At 33.0% G+C, this 18,937-nt stretch carries 17 protein-coding genes and 3 pseudogenes; 2 read left to right on the top strand and 18 right to left on the bottom strand.

Features of this window, described 5'->3' with window-relative positions; genetic code table 11:
* The 4 genes and pseudogenes from HMPREF2758_RS04920 to HMPREF2758_RS04910 all read right to left on the bottom strand — a co-directional run.
* On the bottom strand, window positions 1-221 hold a 221-nt coding region (locus HMPREF2758_RS04920), incomplete at its 3' end, for a type II toxin-antitoxin system YafQ family toxin (protein ID WP_070609448.1).
* Window positions 211-483, bottom strand: coding sequence for a type II toxin-antitoxin system RelB/DinJ family antitoxin (locus tag HMPREF2758_RS04915; RefSeq protein ID WP_070609447.1), 273 nt, complete (start codon window positions 481-483; stop codon window positions 211-213). The genes HMPREF2758_RS04915 and HMPREF2758_RS04920, both read right to left, overlap by 11 nt.
* A 191-nt stretch (window positions 484-674) precedes the next feature.
* Window positions 675-764 (bottom strand): annotated as a pseudogene (locus HMPREF2758_RS08855) (transcriptional regulator); the annotation flags it as partial.
* 418 nt (window positions 765-1,182) lie between these two features.
* Entirely contained in the window at window positions 1,183-1,788 is a 606-nt protein-coding gene (locus tag HMPREF2758_RS04910) for a CadD family cadmium resistance transporter (RefSeq protein ID WP_070609446.1), read from the bottom strand.
* 1,135 nt (window positions 1,789-2,923) lie between these two features.
* Here HMPREF2758_RS04910 and HMPREF2758_RS04905 point away from each other — a divergent pair.
* On the top strand, window positions 2,924-3,373 hold the full coding sequence (locus tag HMPREF2758_RS04905) for a CopY/TcrY family copper transport repressor (protein ID WP_070609445.1): 450 nt from the start codon (window positions 2,924-2,926) through the stop codon (window positions 3,371-3,373).
* A gap of 19 nt (window positions 3,374-3,392) precedes the next feature.
* Entirely contained in the window at window positions 3,393-5,489 is a 2,097-nt protein-coding gene (locus HMPREF2758_RS04900; protein WP_070609444.1) for a heavy metal translocating P-type ATPase, read from the top strand.
* Window positions 5,490-5,909: 420 nt separating this feature from the next.
* Here HMPREF2758_RS04900 and HMPREF2758_RS04895 read toward each other — a convergent pair whose 3' ends face one another.
* The 14 genes and pseudogenes from HMPREF2758_RS04895 to rhuM form a co-directional block, all read right to left on the bottom strand.
* Window positions 5,910-6,521 (bottom strand): Type 1 glutamine amidotransferase-like domain-containing protein, encoded by a 612-nt coding sequence (locus HMPREF2758_RS04895; RefSeq protein ID WP_070609443.1) that lies wholly within the window; start codon window positions 6,519-6,521, stop codon window positions 5,910-5,912.
* Between the two features lie 2 nt (window positions 6,522-6,523).
* Window positions 6,524-7,549, bottom strand: a complete 1,026-nt coding sequence (locus tag HMPREF2758_RS04890) for a virulence RhuM family protein (protein ID WP_070609442.1) — start codon at window positions 7,547-7,549, stop codon at window positions 6,524-6,526.
* A 653-nt stretch (window positions 7,550-8,202) separates the two neighbouring features.
* On the bottom strand, window positions 8,203-8,982 hold the full coding sequence (locus HMPREF2758_RS04885) for a nucleoside phosphorylase (protein WP_070609441.1): 780 nt from the start codon (window positions 8,980-8,982) through the stop codon (window positions 8,203-8,205).
* 664 nt (window positions 8,983-9,646) lie between these two features.
* Window positions 9,647-10,326 (bottom strand): annotated as a pseudogene (locus HMPREF2758_RS04880) (KilA-N domain-containing protein).
* 202 nt (window positions 10,327-10,528) lie between these two features.
* Entirely contained in the window at window positions 10,529-10,993 is a 465-nt protein-coding gene (locus tag HMPREF2758_RS04875; protein ID WP_070609440.1) for an HIT family protein, read from the bottom strand.
* A 175-nt stretch (window positions 10,994-11,168) separates the two neighbouring features.
* On the bottom strand, window positions 11,169-11,654 hold the full coding sequence (locus HMPREF2758_RS04870; RefSeq protein ID WP_070609439.1) for an NUDIX hydrolase: 486 nt from the start codon (window positions 11,652-11,654) through the stop codon (window positions 11,169-11,171).
* A 365-nt stretch (window positions 11,655-12,019) separates the two neighbouring features.
* Window positions 12,020-12,868, bottom strand: coding sequence for a MerR family transcriptional regulator (locus tag HMPREF2758_RS04865; RefSeq protein ID WP_070609438.1), 849 nt, complete (start codon window positions 12,866-12,868; stop codon window positions 12,020-12,022).
* Window positions 12,869-13,310: 442 nt separating this feature from the next.
* On the bottom strand, window positions 13,311-14,504 hold the full coding sequence (locus tag HMPREF2758_RS04860) for an MCP four helix bundle domain-containing protein (RefSeq protein ID WP_070609437.1): 1,194 nt from the start codon (window positions 14,502-14,504) through the stop codon (window positions 13,311-13,313).
* Complete coding sequence (locus tag HMPREF2758_RS04855; RefSeq protein WP_070609436.1) at window positions 14,497-15,384, bottom strand: ABC transporter ATP-binding protein; 888 nt, start codon at window positions 15,382-15,384, stop codon at window positions 14,497-14,499. The genes HMPREF2758_RS04860 and HMPREF2758_RS04855 overlap by 8 nt, the downstream gene beginning before the upstream one ends.
* The gene (locus HMPREF2758_RS04850) at window positions 15,365-16,153 is read right to left on the bottom strand and encodes a hypothetical protein (RefSeq protein ID WP_070609435.1); all 789 of its coding nucleotides are present in this window, start codon (window positions 16,151-16,153) and stop codon (window positions 15,365-15,367) included. Before HMPREF2758_RS04850 ends, HMPREF2758_RS04855 begins: the two co-directional genes overlap by 20 nt.
* Window positions 16,150-16,677, bottom strand: a complete 528-nt coding sequence (locus HMPREF2758_RS04845; protein WP_070609434.1) for an RNA polymerase sigma factor — start codon at window positions 16,675-16,677, stop codon at window positions 16,150-16,152. Before HMPREF2758_RS04845 ends, HMPREF2758_RS04850 begins: the two co-directional genes overlap by 4 nt.
* 358 nt (window positions 16,678-17,035) lie before the next feature.
* The gene (locus HMPREF2758_RS04840; protein ID WP_083304849.1) at window positions 17,036-17,536 is read right to left on the bottom strand and encodes a GNAT family N-acetyltransferase; all 501 of its coding nucleotides are present in this window, start codon (window positions 17,534-17,536) and stop codon (window positions 17,036-17,038) included.
* A 221-nt stretch (window positions 17,537-17,757) separates the two neighbouring features.
* Window positions 17,758-18,072, bottom strand: coding sequence for a hypothetical protein (locus HMPREF2758_RS04835; protein WP_070609433.1), 315 nt, complete (start codon window positions 18,070-18,072; stop codon window positions 17,758-17,760).
* A gap of 173 nt (window positions 18,073-18,245) precedes the next feature.
* Window positions 18,246-18,578 (bottom strand): annotated as a pseudogene (gene rhuM / locus HMPREF2758_RS04830) (RhuM family protein); the annotation flags it as partial.
* Window positions 18,579-18,937: the final 359 nt, after the last annotated feature.

Genomic DNA, 18,937 nt, shown 5'->3' with positions numbered 1-18,937 from the left:
TCTATTTTTTCATATATCAACAAAAAATCTGGCTCTATATGACATTCTCGAGTCCCTTTGTAATTTCCAACTAATGAGTGATCTCTATATTTCTCGTCAAGAGCTTCATTTTTTGCTATTTTTTCAATAACATCGAAGAGTTTTTCAATATCTTTTCCTTGTTTTTTAGCTTGCTTTAGATCTTTTTTAAATCTCTTTGTAAACTTTATTTTATACTTCAAGGGCTTTCCTCAAGTCATCCATATTATCATAAGCTCTGACCTGCTTATCTTTTGCGATCATTCTTCCTTCTTCAATCGCTTTTATAGTTTCATCACTTGGAACATTAAGTTTTAAATCAAAAGGAATGCCACTTTCTCTAATACTTGCCCTTAAAAACATATTAATTGCAGTCGTCATATTTAAACCTAAACTAGAGTAGATTTTTTCTGCGGCTTCTTTTATTTCCTTATCTGTTCTTATATTCAAATTTGTTGTAGCCATTTCCTCATCCCCTTTAATATAATTATATGGGATTATTCGTGCAACGTCAATACATCGTCATTATTAAATACTTTTGCCTATTTTATATTTTATAAAAACATTTTAATACAATATTTACAGAACTTCTTGCGACTTTAGATTCTTCTTCTCTGCCAGACTTCTTATCTTGCTTTTTATACTCGCGATATTAATTACGATAATACCTCCATATATTTCCTAATTTCATCTTCTACTTTAAATAGTCTACTGTATTTTATGAGTCGTCTTAGATTTTTATTTTTTGGATGTAACGAATCCTTACTACATTCAATAAAAAAGAACAGCTTTTTAAGCTGCTCCTATAGAAAGTACAAAATGAGTTAATTATATTTTTTGTGTTTTCTCATACTAGTTTTAAAACTACTCTTATGTCATGGATTTTTTTGAGTCTTTCTGACGTATCCTTCTTTGTCTTTATCCAAGACAAAACGCTTGTAAAACTGCTTAAAATGCAAGATTTATAAGATTGTATCTTTTGTATCAACGCCACAGTCTCCACATGGCTTGAGTGGTCAGTATGGATAAAATATGACTTATTTTTAACATATTACACAATTCTTGCTTCTTATATTTCTTGAGACAGATAAGATAATTCTAAATAAACAAAAAAGACCTACCAAAGATTTCCTTTAATAGGTCCTAAAATATAAAAATAGACTCTTAACTCGTGATTAGAGATATGAAATAATTAATCGTTCCATTTTCAATCATTATATAGAGACCGAGTCCAATAAACACGACTGGTACAATTATTTTTTCGTACTTTTCTACAGTCTCTCCGATAGCAGAAATTGAAGCGAGATTTTGAGATAATTTGCATAGAATCAATATCCCTAACGCAAATATTACTAAACTTATACCAATCTCAATCAAACTCTGTCCTGTAAAATAGGGAATATAAATTCCTAAATTATCTCCACCCATTGCTACTGTTAAACTTGTAAATGCTAATATTTTTGATCCATCTGCGGTAATTTTTCCCTCGATGTCTTCTTCATCAATATCTTCATCCACAAAGATTGCTCTTATACCAAGACCTAGTGGGATTAGACCAAGAAGTCCGATAATCCAATCTTGTGGGATAAAATTTAAAAAGTAAGCGGCAATTAGACTAATCAGTACAAGCAATCCTGTACCTAAATACTGTCCTGCATAAATTGATTTCAAGGCTTTCTTGCCTTGACTGGCGAATAAAATAGTCAAAACAACTAAGTAATCAATCGATGTAGAGACAAAAACTAATAAAGCGGATACTATTGTTTCCATTATTTCTCCTTTCAAAATGTTTAATTTTTTAGACAATCAAAAATTGACTGCAAATACATTGTGCTTTGGAAGTTGCCATTGGAGACATTTGAAGAAATAACTTCACAATTTTCCCACCTTTCCTTTAAATATTACTTAAACTTTAGTTAAATTGTCAGATTTTGTCAAGTTTGCTGATAGATATCCACTCAAACTACGAAGATTGTATATACATAAGGTTAGATAGAACAAACATTATTTATCTAATATTGAATCATCTCATTCACTATTTTCAAAGCTGCGTAGTCTTTTAATAAAAAATTAGTCAGATAATTATCTAGTTCAAACTTCATAAACTTATTAATTTCAAGCTGTTTCGAACCCTTAGACATCTATTCCCTTGGCCGTAGAATTCACTAATCGGTCTTCTTTTTACTTTTATCTTATCAACGAAACTTGATTCTATCACCTTTTCTTACATTGATATTTCAAGCTTTATAGTTATTGTGTGAAGATTTCTCCTATAACCTTTATATAAAGACAAATTTTAAATTTATTACTATATAATCTTCGAAACTTGCACAATAACCAATTGACATAAAATCACTTTTTAATTTTAGTCCTTGATTTTTAACACCATCTCAAAGTTTTAGCCCATTAAATCCATTGGATAAGAGTACAGAATAAAAATCGGTTGTAAACCTTACATAGTCACTAATTTTTAAACAATAGCCCCTATATTCTTGTGAAAAACTTCTCCATATTTTTCTTAATAAGATGAATCAATTGCACAACTTTCATTTAAATAAATCGACAAATTTTGAGTATAGTTCCTGAAGTGAATTAAACAAACTATCACGAAAAATGAAAGGTAGAATTTGTGAAATTTATGACTATATATTTAGCCAAACAATAAATTCAGAAAAGATATCATCGTATTTATCATATTTGGAACATATTATTAAAAATAAGGAATTAAAAAAGCGATAAATGTAAATCAATGATAACCTTATAAATCGTACTGGGAATAAATTGAAAAACAAACGCATTAATCGTTGCTTACATTTATTAAAAAACTTGACATATTTCGTTTACAATAGTAGACTTATTTTGAGCATGCTTGTTTACATCTGTAAACAAAAAGGGGGAAAGGAAAATGAACACAAAAGAACTTAATACTCATATCACAGATGCTGAATGGGAAGTCATGCGTGTAGTTTGGGCGAATGATCGAGTAACTAGTAAAAAAGTCATCTCCATATTGAATGAAAAAATGGACTGGACACAATCCACTATTAAAACGATCTTAGGCCGACTAGTTGAAAAAGGCGTACTAAATACAGAGCAAGAAGGCAGAAAGTTTATTTACACTGCCAATATTGAAGAGAAAGGAGCCGTAAGGGATTATGCAGAAGATATTTTTAACCGTATTTGCAAAAAGAAAGTCGGAAATGTAATAGGAAGCATCATTGAAGACCATGTCTTAAGCTTCGATGATATAGATCGACTAGAAAAAATATTAGAGATGAAAAAATCTTTCGCAGTAGAAGAAGTAGAATGCAATTGTCCAAAAGGACAATGCGAGTGTCATTTACATCATCATTAAGTATAAGGAGGAATTTAAAATGAAGAATAACAACAAACATATGTCTCACCGTCACCATAATCACGGCGAAATGGATCACTTGAAACACAACAATAGCAAAACGGAACAACATAAAGACCATAAACATCACGATCATCATGCTGGTCATGAACACGGTGGGCACGGTGGGCATGAGCATCATCATCACGGTAACTTTAAGGAACTTTTCTTAAAGTCATTACCACTAGGAATCATTATTATGCTCTTATCCCCTATGGCTGGGTTTGACCTACCATTCCAGTTTACCTTTCCATATTCTGATATTGTAGTAGTTATTTTATCTACTATATTAATTATTTATGGTGGACGTCCATTCTATCAAGGGGCAGTTGACGAATTTAAACAAAAAGAACCTGGAATGATGGCTCTCGTTTCTTTAGGTTTAAGTGTTTCATATTTATATAGTATTTATACTGTAATAGCAAACTACGTAACAGGTGAACAAATTATGGATTTTTTCTTTGAATTTGCTTCATTACTATTAATCATGTTATTAGGTCACTGGATTGAGATGAAAGCTATTGGAGAAGCAGGAGATGCACAAGAAGAACTGGCTAAGCTAGTACCAAAAGATGCTCACGTTGTATTAGAAGATGATTCAATTGAAACACGACCAGTTGCTGACTTAAAGGTAGGTGATTTAATTCGTGTTCAAGCCGGAGAAAATGTGCCAGCAGACGGAACTATCGAGCGTGGCGAATCACGTTTAAATGAAGCTCTTTTGACTGGAGAATCAAAAGCAGTTAAAAAAGGTCCTGGCGATGAAGTAATCGGAGGCTCAACAAATGGAGAAGGGGTTCTTTATATTAAAGTGATTGAGACAGGTGATAAGTCCTTTATCTCTCAAGTACAGGATTTAATCAGCCAAGCTCAAAGTCAACCTTCTCGTGCAGAAAATATTGCTCAAAAAGTTGCGGGATGGCTGTTCTATATTGCGGTAACTGCCGCACTAATAGCTTTTGTAGTATGGACGCTTATAGCGGACATCCCAACGGCAGTAAAATTTGCTATCACAACATTAGTTATAGCTTGTCCACACGCATTGGGTCTAGCTATTCCATTGGTAACCGCCCGTAGCACAAGCTTAGGAGCTAGCCGTGGCTTACTAGTAAAAGACCGCCAAGCCTTAGAAATAGCTCAAGATGCAGATGTGATGATTTTAGATAAGACAGGTACTTTAACAACAGGTGAATTTAAAGTATTAGATGTTGAACTTTTTAATGAAAAATATACAAAAGAGGAAATCATTGCCTTACTGGCAGGTATTGAAGGAGGATCTAGCCACCCGATTGCTCAATCAATTATAAGCTTCGCCGACCAAGAAGGTGTAAGTCCAGTATCCTTTGATTCCATTGATGTAATTTCCGGTGCTGGCGTAGAAGGTAAAGCCAATGGGCACCGATACCAACTAATCAGTCAAAAAGCATATGGACGTAATCTAGATATGGATATTCCAAAAGGAGCAACCCTCAGTGTCTTAGTAGAAAATGATGAAGCTATTGGTGCTGTAGCCTTAGGAGACGAATTAAAAGCAACAAGTAAAGAGTTAATAGAAGCTCTTAAAAATAACAATATAGAGCCAATTATGGCAACAGGTGATAATGAAAAAGCGGCTCAAGGAGCGGCGGAAGATTTAGGGATTGAATATAGATCAAATCAATCTCCACAAGACAAATATGAGTTAGTAAAAACACTTAAAGAAGAAGGGAAAAAAGTTATCATGGTAGGTGACGGTGTCAATGATGCTCCTTCTCTTGCCTTGGCAGATGTTGGAATAGCGATCGGTGCAGGAACTCAAGTGGCATTGGATTCAGCTGATGTCATCTTGACTCAATCTGATCCAGGAGATATTGAATCATTCATTGAATTAGCACACAAAACAACTCGTAAAATGAAACAAAATCTCTTTTGGGGAGCTGGTTATAACTTTATAGCTATTCCTCTAGCTGCAGGAATTTTGGCTCCTATTGGTATCACATTAAGCCCTGCATTAGGAGCAATCCTAATGTCTGTGTCAACAGTCATCGTCGCCATTAATGCTATATTATTAAGATTAGATCCAAAAAATAACGGTTAACAGATCGAATGATTGAAACTCCTTAAAGTATCAAGATACAATAGTTTTACAGGAGAAAAAGAGATGTAAGTACTGGCTCTTTGTAAAATCGTGTTGGTAGAAGTAGACAATTTTCTACCAACACGATTTTTAATTTATTATAGAACTGATTTCTTTTAAAACCCTAAAAGCCATTGATTTCAACAGTCCTATAGACTATTATCTTATTTTCTACACATCAATACTACCGCTTCAGTAGCCGATTGCACCCAATCATTTCCTCGCTTTGCTCGTCATTCTTGGGCAAGCCGTGCACGGGCAGGACAGGTGATTCTTCAGTCGCTAACGCGTCTTCACAAATAGCGTCACCGCCTCGACATGCGTCGTTATTAAGAGCTGGATTGATTTTGAAATATTGGATATAAAGTATTGATGTAAATATTATTCTAAAATATTAATCTCATCATCTTGGTACAACACCGCCGTATGATTATCCATCAAAAGTAAGTCTAAATCAGTATACTTATCAACGATAGCTTGTGCACTTTCAACAAACGGAATTTCACCAAAATGCGGAACAATATATTTAGAAATCAATCCTAATGCAGCTGTAGATTTGAGATTCTGTGCCTTCGATTGATCATCCATTAAAGCTGAATATTCGATGTCCTGAGCAGAAATAATAGCGCCTGCTGACTCTCCGACATAAATCATACCTCTTGAAATTTTTTCACTGATGACTTCTTTTAAATCTTTCTTTTCTATTTCTTGTAATAGAAAGAATGAGTTCCCTCCACTAATATAAAGCAAGTCTGTAGCTTCGAGTATTTTAATAATTTTATCTTTCTTTTCAACCGAAAAGTCTAACTCCGTCAAATTATAATCATTTTCCAAGAACCACTTTCTCGCATCATCTACATATTTAGTGTATTCTTCAACTTTACTAGCTGTGTCAACAAATGTTACGCATTTTCTCTTTAATTTTGGTTCAATTTCCTTAACGTATTTTTCAGATGTTCCTAGAAAAGAACTCGTTAAAAATAAAGTTTTCATATTTACTCTTCTCCTTCTAATAAAAACCGATCAAAGTCAGAAACAAATGTGCGGTCTTGTATAATCCTGAACTTCTCAAATTCACTTTCAGCATGTAATTTCGCTTGTTCGGCAGAGATTTTTCCAGGACCTATCAATAAATCTCTACCGTTAAATTCAATAAAACTATCTAAACGATTCGCCCAATCTTCCATACTCATTGGAATTTTTCTTTCTGCTTGTATTTCAGCATAGTCTAAATACATAGAAACAATTCTTTCTAAAAAATTCATTTCGTCACCCGTCAAATAGTTCTTAGCAATGACAACATCAGACTTAATTATTTTCCCCTCGGGAGCACTTTCCCAAGAGGTAAGCCCCATATTCTCTTTTCTAGAATTTGCTCTTTCAACAATCAACTCTGAGGCTGTATGGCGATGAACTGCATAATGTAATTTATTTTGTACTGTCTGAAAGAACTTTCTTGTCGTCCGAGAATCTTTATCATAATCAAAAGCTGTTGTATATAAGTCGGTTACTTTTTGATAAAACTTTCGTTCAGAAAAACGAATTTCTCGAATATATTGAAGCTGTCGTTCAAAATATTCGTCTGTAAACATATGCCCTTTTTTTAACCGTTCTTTATCCATGGTCCAACCTTGAATAGTATGGTCCTTAACAATTTGCCCCGCCCATTTACGAAACTGAACAGCTCTTTGATTATTGACTTTAAAACCAACAGATATAATCATTTGAAGGTTATAGTGAATCAATTCGCGTCTTACCTGCCTAACTCCTTCAGTTTGAACTATCCGGAATTTCCGGATAGTTGAATTCTCACTTAATTCCTGATCTGTATAGATAGTCTTTATGTGCTCATTAATTGTCCTTACATCTACATCATATAATTCAGCCATCATCTTCTGAGTTAACCAAATATTCTCGTCTTCATATCGCATCTCAAAACTTTCTTCATTTTCACCAGTAGATGCAACAAACGTTAAATATTCTGCAGCGCTTGACCGAATTACTATCTCATCCCTATTCATAGATCCTCCTAGCTAAAAAATATATTTTGTCATTAGTACTTTATAAATCGATTATGCCACAAAAAGAACATACGTTCTATTTGTGATGATAAATAATAGAGGCAATGTTTATAACTTGCCTCCATGAATTTCAATTTGAATTCCAAATTCTAATACCCACTCGATAAAATTTGTTGTTCAGCACCCTGATGGCTAAAATTCAACATAGCCAAAAATATAAGATTTAATATTTAATATATATACTTGTCAGTAGCTATCATCGAATCATTTCATTACGCCTACGATATCCGTACGTCTCGTTGTTCCACAGCTATCGCACAGGTCTCCGTAATTCTTACTTCGTCACTTCGTTCCTTGTCTTCCAAATGAAGCTCTGCTCCTATCGTCGCAGACCAATTGTGTCTCTAAACTCAACTGACGCTTACGCTTGTTTCGTTAAGAGGACACGGCCTCAGCAGCCGAACTTAACCAATCACTTCCTCACTTTGTTCGTCGTTCTTGGGAGTTCCGTGCATGGGTGGAACCTCTACATTTCTTCGTCACTTCGCTCCTTAACAAGTTGGGTTACCGTCTCGACATGAAACGAGTGAACGTTAAGTATGTCTTGTTGCTCTGTTCGTATTTGGAAACATATCTATTTAATCCACCGGTGTCTAATTACATTGCCCAATATTTATTACTGCATCCAGAGCTAAAGTAAGAGAATACTCAAAAGAATCTCCGCCCCAATTTCTGGTATTATATTTTTCTACATCTGTTAAGGAATCAGCTGTAAATAAGATTTGTCCCCATATAACTTTTCTTAATTTTGCACATGCTGCGAGTGCAGAGCATTCCATCTCAACAACTGAACAGCCTTCTTCTATTCTATAAGCAACAAAATCTTTTGTTTCCCTGTAAAACCCATCTGTAGTCCAAGTCATTATTTCTTTGTATTTTAAGCCATGTTCATTTAATGTTTTTTCAATTGCATCAAGTGCTCGCCCGTCTATTTCAATATATCTAGCTGCAGGAAGGTAATGATAACTCGTTCCTTCATCCCTAAGTGCTACTTTAGGAACTAAGAAAGTATTTTCTGGAAGATCGACTAAGCTACCACATGTACCTGTACTAATTATTTCCTTTACTCCATAGGAAATTAGCCAATCCAATAATTGAGTAGCAGGTGCAGACCCCATTGGAGCTTGAACTATACAGACAGTTTCATTTTTATATTGAATTTCATAAATAGGATATATTTTTGTAATCGAGTCAAATTCATCTACTTTATTAGCCTTATTTTCTTTAGCAAATTCATCTATATATTCTCCTAAAAATGCATACACACATTTTTTCGGTAACTCTAATCCTAGCCTTTCATGATCAGGCATAATTACAGCCTTTGGATTATTATCAAATTCTAAAATAGGAAAGTCGTTCTTTTGTATTGCCATTTTTTCTCCTTTTATTTTTACTTGTGCACAGATAGATTAAATTCAATTTATCAATATCAAATGAATCTCTTCTTCATTTTTCTATATCACTTAAATATGGTGATGTAATTGCTATCGTATCAGCCATGCCCTTTAGCGTCACTCGCCGTGATTTACGCAACTTTGCTTCGTATACACCAACATTGATCAAATTTTTCCCACCTAATTGATCGCTACTTTTTAGCAATGTGATGCATCAAACAAACGACTAAATATCTTGTTAACTTGTTCTATCTTAATAACTTTTAAAGTATTAAATAATAAACAACTAGTCTAATAGTCTTATTATTGACCGATTTCCACATACTACTCAAAAACTTTGAATTAAAGTTCTAAAGTTTATTTTTTATCCTAATATGAATAAATCAGCCCTCTGAACATGAATAACACATCATACAGCTGAAAGATTATTCCCTACTCTTTCACTTTTTCAATCAATACTATGCACTCAACATGGCTTGAATCGACACTATGGATAAAAGTCCATTTTTACGTTTTCGCAAACATATCATTGACTTTTTTAGTATTTTCCTCGTATTGGCAAACATATCATGGGGTTTTTGGTCATGGTATCGTATTAATAAACATGTCAATATATTCATTCTTTGAATTTAGAGCGATAAAATTAGTATAACTTTTTAATTTCGTTATCGCTAATTTTCTCTAAAGACATCAGCTGCTTCTTTGCTAAATTTCTCAATTCTATCATTCTATTTTTTTGACCCATTCCCTTTTCAATCAAAATTGCATTATAACTTTCCATATTAACTAATACCAATAGTTCTTCCAAACTAGCATAATCTCTCATATTTCCTTTAAAATCAGGATTTTCTTCTCGCCACTCTTTAGCTCTTTTATTGAATAAAGACACATTAAGCATATCAGCCTCACTTGCATATTTAAAAGCCAACTGTGCATCAGTTAAGTCTTCCAAAAGATACTCCTTGATTGCATCTGTATGAATCTTATAATTTATTTTTGAGATCTCTCTATGTAAATTCCAATTGCATTGGTTGTTTCAATCCACTTTTTAGGTGTCATTGTAAATCTATTTAAACCTGCTTCACTTCTAAAAGTGTCGAATTGCACACGGTTAAAATTTGAATTATTTAGAAGTTCCCATAGGCCAATGAATTCTAAGGTAATTCTATTTCTCATCCAGTTTTGAATTAAAAATCTAGGATCATCATCGTTTTTATACTTGGAAATATCAGTTAAACTAATATAATCATTTTTAAAGTCTTCGGTGTAGACTTCTATCGAAAATCCCTGAGCTTGAATAGTATCTTTTTTTATCTTTGACATTTTTCCTCCATTATTATAAAACAAATTCTTACCTTTTATTTGAACTGTTTCAATTTCCAAAATAGTTGGAGCTGTCAATAATATTATATCATTTATAAAACATTTGTTCTTGGGAAATGCTTTTGACAATTCGTTTTAATAAAATAAAAAATTGGCACCATTTATAAATCCAACTTAAAAATGATGCCAATACAAAATATAATTAGTTATTAAATATTTTATTAAGTTCAGCTATTAGCTTCTCTTTTAATGCCATTAATTCAGTATCTGATGGACGATTCGAATCACTATACATTAATTCCATAGGATACCACCAAACTGGACCTTTTCCTTTATTACCATAGTTTTCTATATCACCCGTTATCCTTGGAAACAAATGCCAGTGTAGATGTGAATCTCCATTACCAAGTAGTTCATAGTTAATTTTATCTGCATTAAAAACTTTATATACAGCCTCCCCTACTAATGACATTTCTTCTAAGAATTTCAATTTAAAATTCTTTTCTAATTCAAAAAGTTCTGTCTTATGTTGTTTACATAAAAAAATCGTATATCCCTTAAAATGTTGATTGTCTCCCAACACAACATAACCGGTTTCTAATTCTTTTACGAAATATTGATTCTCATTATTTTTAATCATTTCTATTCTTTCACATATTAAGCACATCTTTATTACCCCCTACAACTTCTAATTTGTCCTTGTCATCAACACTAGAGTCTCAACGTTATGCAAGTGTTCACTAAACATTTCAACTGATTTTCCCTGCATACATATTGGAACAGCCTTTTTTCACTAGTGAAATACCTTGTTAAAATTTAATAGATGAATAAGCTTAGCTACATTAATTCCTTTCATCGGTAATGATATGACAAACGCCGATAGGGTCAGATTGAAGGTATTCTTTCATAAATGATGGATAAGCCTTATATTTTTCAAGCTCATCAATGGGTATCCAGTGCATCGACTCTTTTACTCCACCCTTAGTCAGGCTCTGGCTATTAAGAGTCTTATTGCCCTTTGCTTTCATCCTGTAATAGAAGGTAATCTCATGGCAATCGACGCCCTCTAGGTCAGAACTTCCGACAAAGAAATTTTCGTGGATCACGGCAAGGTGGTCTACCTCGTATTCAACCCCTGTTTCCTCAAAGACTTCCCTTTTTACAGCTTCTGTTGATGTTTCTCCTAAATGGACGCCTCCGCCAATGGAGTAGTAATAGGGATCAACATCATTTCCTGCAAACAAGACACAATTATCTTCGACTATGATTGCTGCTGCTCGATATCTAAACCACTTATTTCCTTCTCTAAAACCACAATCATGCTCCATCTTTCTCTCCTTATATTCTAACTGATCTTAGCTCATATCCCCTATCAATCTAAATCAAAAAATTATAAAATCGATGATTAAGTAAATATCACGCTTTATTTCCTTAAACCTATACTTCTCTCCATTTTGGATTATTTCCACTTTGGAACTGAATCTAAATAAATTATAAAGTGTAAGGTCCTATAATCCAAGACTATTTAGAACTAATTCCATATCGGATATCTTTTTAAATTGGCTTTTTAACCTTTCTATTCAAGTATTAGTCCTATTTTTGTTCAAGTATTTTGTCACTCATATTACTCATACAAAGACCCCCAAAGATTAGCTTTTTGGTCTAATTTTTTGGGGGCTTCTCAGCTTATAATTTATTGATTGAATGCTATATATTGATCATTTGCTAGGAGTAATTTTTGATAATAGTCATCATAGCTCTTGCTAAACTTTCTTATGAGTGGAATCGCTGTGTCATAGTATTTATTATCGAGCATATAGCTTTGCAACTTGTCTTGAATTGTTTTCATGGGACTATTTTGATAATCATCACTCTTTTTATAATCTTGATATTGAGCGATGATCTCCTTATTTTCTTCTAACCAATGTTCATAATTTTCGATAGCCTCAATCTTTGATGCATTAACTTCATTTAAAAGTTTCATATCATAACTAGCGCTAACTTTTTCGATATAGGCTTGTTCTTCTTTACTCAGTCTAAATGCAGGTAGACGATCCAAATAGGCTACAAATTCCTGGTATGCAGCCTGACCTTTTGGGTCAAGCGTTTCGGTTAAAAATGGCTGATAGGCAGAGAATATTAATTGTCCAAAATAGCCAAGAAAGGCATTTAACAGCTTTTCATAGATACTTTCTTCTAATTCAATCAAAGCTATCTTATCATCGATAACATTTTTCTTTTCCTTGTTAAGAATTAATTCTATAACTTCTTTTCTTTTTTGTTCAATTTCTAGTTGATGTTCTTTTCCTCTAAGAATCGAAGATAGTGAGCTTCCCTTTGATGATAAACACTCCTTGATCTCTGCGATACTAAGCCCTAATTTTCTAAATAGTGAGACCTTATTGAGTATCTCTAAATCTTCCTCTCGATAGTCTCGATAGCCATTGTCTAATTTCAATGGCTGAATCAATCCTTTTTCTTCATAATACTCAATTGCTTTTCGAGTCAAACCCGTCTTCTCTTGAATTTCATTTCTAAGCATGATATCGCACCTCCTAGTTAAAGGATAGGCCACCCCCTAAGGGACAGGTCAAGAGTATATTAGTTTTTTTTCGCATCAAATTCAAATATTGAGAGGATGCAGTTTTTAACACCAACCAATCCTTTTCTCGCTTTGCTCATCATTCTTGGGCTATCAGTGCATGGGTAAGATAGCTACTTCTTCAGTCACTAACACGTCTTCACAAGCAGTGTCCCTGCCTTGACATGATGCGAGTCGACATTATAGATAAAAAGGAATTATATCTTATCTATTTTAAGTAAAAAATACAACGGTTTATTTTACTTAAAAATCATTTACCATTCTAAGTAAACTATTTTTCCTTATTAAGATGATTTGAATGTGTTAGACGATAATACATATGGGATCCCTAATTTGCACTGCAACAAGCTACATACCTCTTTATAGCTGATTAATTAGAAACTTAGTTTTGACAACATTTGCTAAATGTTAAATAAATAAATGGAACCGTTATGATTACAATAACCGAATACATCACTATTATCATAGGTATCTGCATAACTACATTCCCTAAAAATTGATACAATAAAGGTATCTTAATACAGTTATATACATTTATTAACTGATCCGGTGTTATGTTGAAAAAGCCATCAAACGGTAATACTCTACCAATAAATGGAGATACCACAAATAATATCATAGGAACGCATAAGCTTATAAGTGGTGAATGTGTTTTAGCTGATACAAGCATTGTCAATACACTTGAAAGCAAACTCCCTACATAACCCGCAAACATTATAACAAAATATCTTTCTAAAAATGTATAGTTGTACATGCAATAACTATATTCAATTTGAATTGGTGAATTAGCTCCACTGACACCCATAAATGCAAAGGATATAATTGAAAGAATAAGCATTGCTCCCCAATAAATAATTGTCGCCATAAACAATCCTGTTACTATCTTATTCTTAGTCCCCCTGCTTCTACCTAATTTTGTGCTAAAGAAAACAGACTCCGCTTTCAGTTTGAAATCTTCAGAAAATATTCCAGATGTAATAAATGATATAGATATAATCAATATTATTGCGTATGTTGTTGCATATAGCCCCATAGTAATCCATGAATCTGCAGGTGAGTAATCAAATGGAGTAACAAGCTTTGAATATTGTTTCTTCAAAAACTCTTTTTTACCCTCTGTAGTTCCATATTCGTCGATTAAGTGAACGATGTTATCATCTCTTATAGCATACATGTTTCTTGCCATATCTACATCTAATGCATCAAATCTTGCATAATCAATATCGCCTCCATAAGATATAGTGCTAACCATAAAATCTTTTATATCCCTATATTTTTGCATATTATTAGCATATATGTTCTCTGGGATATTGTTTCCATATTCACTTTTAATTTCCTTATCTGTATTTACTATATCTTCAAAAATATCAGAGTTTAATTTCCCTGCATATTCCGTTTTAGCTTCAGTTAATTGCCTTGCAGCAAATAATCCATCATGGGTAATCCCATCCTTATCTACATAACTTACACTCCATACAGCAAATAGGCTTAAAACGACTGCTATGACCAATAAAAATAGTAATACAAGCCTATTTATACGATTACTAAATACTATATTAATTTCATATCTAATCATGTTTATATCCACCTTCTATCCCAAAGTAATAGAAAAACAAATCTTCAAGCGTGGCATCAACACACCTAGCATTATCATCCGGCTTATTTTCTGATAAAATTCGTACTTCTGTATATTTCCCATTATTATTTATCGCACTGATAGAACTTTTAAATCTACTGATAAATCCTTCTGCTTCATCAGTCTTTAAACAATACAGCCAAACCTTACAAGGAATGTTTGAACATAATTCTTCAACTGTACCTTCTTTTATAATTTGACCTTCTTTCATGACAAATACTTTCTTGGCAATAGCTTCTATATCAGAAACGATATGTGTAGATAAAAGTACAATCTTACCTTTTGCAAGTTCCCCTAATAAATTTCTACATCTTATCCTTTCAATTGGATCAAGTCCAGCCGTAGGTTCATCAAGTATAAGTATTTTAGGATCATTTAATAATGCCTGAGCAATACCTACACGCCTCTTCATTCCTCCGGATAGCTTTTTCATTTTTTTAAGCGAATGTTCCTTCATTCCTGTTGTTTCTAGTAAAATATCAATACGCTTTTCTGCCACTTTATTCTTTAAACCTTTTAACGAAGCAATATAGGCAAGATACTCCTTTACGCTAAGATTTGGATAAAATCCAAATTCTTGTGGAAGATAACCTATAATATCCCTATATTGAGCATCCATCTTAAATATATCCACACCATCATAATATATAGAACCTTCTGTAGGCTTCAAAACGGTACATAGCATTCTCATAAGCGTAGTCTTGCCTGCACCATTTGAACCCAGTAATCCGTATAGTCCTGCTTCCATTTCAATCGAAACATTGTCAACAGCCATCATATTTCCAAAATTTTTTTTAACTTTATTCAAAATTAAACTCATTGATTTTCACCTCGAAGTGTCTAATGTTATTGTGTAGGGCTTTCCTAATATAATAAATTGTTAATAAGATACTTATACTAAACATCACTACCCAAACAAAAGGCGTTATTTTTAAATAGATATGCTCGTTTAATACAATTATCATCCAAACCATATTTACAGCAATACATATAATCATTGTTATAAGTTGGTTAAAATATTTTCTTCCGGAAAATGCCTTCATACAGATCATTGAAGTAATCATAATTGGAAATATAAATTGCTTTAAAATATCTGCAAACATGATTTCTTGCATCTGCACAGCATAAATACAAAACAGTGTCAAAATGGTAGTATCAATAAAACCAAAAGCAATCAGTTTAGCGGCATATATTTTTCGCAAATTGAAAATTGAAGTTTCCTCAATCTCTATTGATTTATTCTCAATATTCCTCCATAACTCAGGAATTACGAGTATCACAAACAATGAGGCTATTATGCTTAACCCTCTTTGTACATAAGCTTCACCATCCGAAATAGATAACCATTTTGCTGCAATAAAAAGCAAAAATGCTTGCGCAAACCACCACTCTTTTTTCATGATTCGAACTTGTAAAATAATAAATTCAAAAAATCCAATTCTATTTTCATTATCTTTGCTATTGATCAATTCTCTAGCTTTGAGAACTAAGCTATCTATTGCTTCTTTAGATGGTTTCTGCTCATTTTGTTTATTCATATTTTTGAGAATTTTTTCTACTCTATCATCAAAAAAAACTATCTTTTTCATATTTCACCTCCTATATACTTTTTTATCATTTCTTTACCTTTCTTCAATCTGTATTTTACAAGTTCTAATGAAATACCACATATATCAGCAATTTCTCGCTGTTTTATATCAAGAAAATAATACATGATTATAACCTCTCTAAGATCTGATGGTAGTTTTTCAACCGCTTCCCTAACATATAAAGATTCTATTGTTCTTTCCGATTCAATAACACTTGATGATACATCATAGGCAATCCATTCAATTGAAATATCTTTATTACTTTCTTTTTTTCTCTCATCAATACATTTATTGCGAGCAATCGTATATAAATAATTTAAAAGTTTACCCCTATGTTTATATTGATCAATTTTCTTTAAAAAAATTAAAAATACCTCTTGTGTTAAATCTTCGGCTATATGTATATTCTTGGAATGATATTTGCAGTAGTCAAAGACTTTCATATAATATTTTCGAATTATTATTTCTGCAGCCTCATCATCACCATTTCTAATGCGACAGACAAGAAAAAAATCTATGCTCATATCTAACAATTCTCCTATGTCCAAAATAGCCTTATATAATATATAACGATTAAAACATTAAAAAAGATAGTGGTATTATCAAAAAAATGTATAAACTCGATTAATTATAGTTAGGCTATCAATGATATTAAACTTTTTAGAAGGTATTTATTCTTAGTAAATCCTATATGTTAAACAAAATAGGTCACTATTTTCGATTAAAATTGAAAATAGTGACCTAGCCAACTGATATTTTACTTTTTTATTTTTTGCATAACTCTAACTCGAATTACTGGTATTTAAATACCTAGAACATTCCTTAAATATTCCGTAGGCTATTAATCAGGCTTGATCAGAAAACTATTTAAATTATGTTCTTCTATACGAACCTCTGATACTTATCCTGTGCGCCTTCACGCTCATCCATCCAATTTGGAATGACTTCCACAAACTCAAATCCTTTCTTTTCATAAAAAGGTATCCCCATCATATTACCTGTTGTAACAAATACCTCTTGTCGAGTAATGCCATAATTTTCTTTTTGATAGTTGGTTAAAAAATCCAGTAAGGCACTACCAACTCCCTGGCCTTTGCGGTCCGGATCAACATATAAGACATAGATAGATCCTATTTCTCCTTCGATCGCACCACCGATGCAACCAAGTATTTTTTGGCCTTCCTGTGCGACCATATAACCATGCCAATGAGATGAAGATTCACTTGATTCCTTGGCAATGCGTTCAACATTATAGAATTCATCAATGACATGATCAATATACTCTTTAGAATAAATGTCCGCATAAGTCACCTTCCAGGCTTTAGAGCATAGATTAGCAATCGACTTAGCATCTTCTTTGGTGGCAAATCTTACTTTAATCATAGCTATTCCTTTCTTTAAGTAAGTCGGTAAGGGGGTCTTTTTTGCAGATTCTTCTTCATCCTTTTCAAAGACAAAGTACTTTTAAAACGACTTAAAATGCAGGGATTTTCAGTTCACCTCTTTTGTATCAAGGCTAAGGTATCCTCGTGAGGGAGTGCTCACTATATGTATCAAGTAATACTGGCCCTACAAGGAAATTTACCAGATCAACAAAGCGAAATTTATCTTTTGCTTAATGGTGACCCAATTAAATTCCCCAACAATGCAATAACTGCACATCCTACTATATAAACCCATGCACTTGCGTTATAAAATATAAATATAGATGGGATATAGAAAATTGCTACACTTAATATATACCAAAAATTAAATCCATTTCTAATCCCATAAAAAACAGAAATCATTAAACACATTAGAGGGATAATTACTAACATAACAATCATGGCGCTTCCTGTATCTCTTATAAACCAAGGAATAATATAAAAGTCAATCAGCAACAGTAAATAGAAAAGCATATTCTTTTTTAGTTTCTCCATCCTATCAGTTTCCTTTCAGCTTCTATGCTTAATTCTATTTAATTTTGACATCAATAATAGAGCCTCGGTAGCTAGTTGCATCCAATTATTTCCTCGCTTTATTCGTCATTCTTGGGGAATCCGTACGCGAGCGGAACCTCGACATGTGTCGGGAATAAGGAATAGATTGCTTTATTCACTTTGAATCCAACAGCTATAATCATTTGTAGATTATAATGTTTCGTATCACGAGCGACTTGGCGCGAGCCTTCAGTTTGAACTATCCGGAAATTCCGGATAGTTGACGCTTCCTCAAGTTCCGAATCTGAATAAATCTTTTTTATATGCTCATTAATTGTACGGACATTCACGTCATACAATGTTGCCATCATCTTTTGTGTCAGCCAGATATTCTCGTCCTCATAACGCATTTCAATGGCATTCACTTGGTCGCCAATGGAAGCCACATAAGTCAAATATTCTGCTGCACTGGAACGAATAGTTATGTCATTTTTCTTTTTGGTCAATGAATTGCTCCTTTACATTTCTATGTCTATGTACGATCGGAAATGAACTTTATCAGGTCCTGTTGATTTCATACAAAATAATCTAGAGTGTGACAGCCTTTTAAGCCCCACGTATTTTCCTTAATCAATACCTAGTGGCACGGGTTATTTCACCCGAATACCCATTGTTATCTCAATTTACTGATGTCTATTAAATGATATTCTTTGAATCATCATCAATTTTTATTTCTTTCGACCGACTAGTAGTCACTTACACTCACCCTTATTCTATCAGATTTACCCCATTTTCTCCTCTAAAAACCAAAAAGCGAAGTCCCTCTGAGGTTGCATCTCAGGGAAACTCCGCTATTACCGCTTCT

Source organism: Facklamia sp. HMSC062C11, from assembly GCF_001810675.1.
Lineage (GTDB): Bacteria > Bacillota > Bacilli > Lactobacillales > Aerococcaceae > Facklamia > Facklamia hominis.
The sequence above is the reverse complement of the archived record's forward strand: the minus strand, read 5'-3'. Positions and strand labels throughout refer to the sequence as shown.

What these genes read in the sequence shown, in the direction of transcription:
- HMPREF2758_RS04910 (WP_070609446.1), bottom strand. Translation starts at nt 1,788, where the DNA reads ATGGAAACAATAGTATCCGCTTTATTAGTTTTTGTCTCTACATCGATT.
- HMPREF2758_RS04915 (WP_070609447.1), bottom strand. Translation starts at nt 483, where the DNA reads ATGGCTACAACAAATTTGAATATAAGAACAGATAAGGAAATAAAAGAA.
- HMPREF2758_RS04870 (WP_070609439.1), bottom strand. Translation starts at nt 11,654, where the DNA reads ATGGAGCATGATTGTGGTTTTAGAGAAGGAAATAAGTGGTTTAGATAT.
- HMPREF2758_RS04895 (WP_070609443.1), bottom strand. Translation starts at nt 6,521, where the DNA reads ATGAAAACTTTATTTTTAACGAGTTCTTTTCTAGGAACATCTGAAAAA.
- HMPREF2758_RS04850 (WP_070609435.1), bottom strand. Translation starts at nt 16,153, where the DNA reads ATGAAAAAGATAGTTTTTTTTGATGATAGAGTAGAAAAAATTCTCAAA.
- HMPREF2758_RS04855 (WP_070609436.1), bottom strand. Translation starts at nt 15,384, where the DNA reads ATGAGTTTAATTTTGAATAAAGTTAAAAAAAATTTTGGAAATATGATG.
- HMPREF2758_RS04875 (WP_070609440.1), bottom strand. Translation starts at nt 10,993, where the DNA reads ATGTGCTTAATATGTGAAAGAATAGAAATGATTAAAAATAATGAGAAT.
- HMPREF2758_RS04860 (WP_070609437.1), bottom strand. Translation starts at nt 14,504, where the DNA reads ATGATTAGATATGAAATTAATATAGTATTTAGTAATCGTATAAATAGG.
- HMPREF2758_RS04835 (WP_070609433.1), bottom strand. Translation starts at nt 18,072, where the DNA reads ATGGAGAAACTAAAAAAGAATATGCTTTTCTATTTACTGTTGCTGATT.
- HMPREF2758_RS04845 (WP_070609434.1), bottom strand. Translation starts at nt 16,677, where the DNA reads ATGAGCATAGATTTTTTTCTTGTCTGTCGCATTAGAAATGGTGATGAT.
- HMPREF2758_RS04840 (WP_083304849.1), bottom strand. Translation starts at nt 17,536, where the DNA reads ATGATTAAAGTAAGATTTGCCACCAAAGAAGATGCTAAGTCGATTGCT.
- HMPREF2758_RS04890 (WP_070609442.1), bottom strand. Translation starts at nt 7,549, where the DNA reads ATGAATAGGGATGAGATAGTAATTCGGTCAAGCGCTGCAGAATATTTA.
- HMPREF2758_RS04865 (WP_070609438.1), bottom strand. Translation starts at nt 12,868, where the DNA reads ATGCTTAGAAATGAAATTCAAGAGAAGACGGGTTTGACTCGAAAAGCA.
- HMPREF2758_RS04900 (WP_070609444.1), top strand. Translation starts at nt 3,393, where the DNA reads ATGAAGAATAACAACAAACATATGTCTCACCGTCACCATAATCACGGC.
- HMPREF2758_RS04905 (WP_070609445.1), top strand. Translation starts at nt 2,924, where the DNA reads ATGAACACAAAAGAACTTAATACTCATATCACAGATGCTGAATGGGAA.
- HMPREF2758_RS04885 (WP_070609441.1), bottom strand. Translation starts at nt 8,982, where the DNA reads ATGGCAATACAAAAGAACGACTTTCCTATTTTAGAATTTGATAATAAT.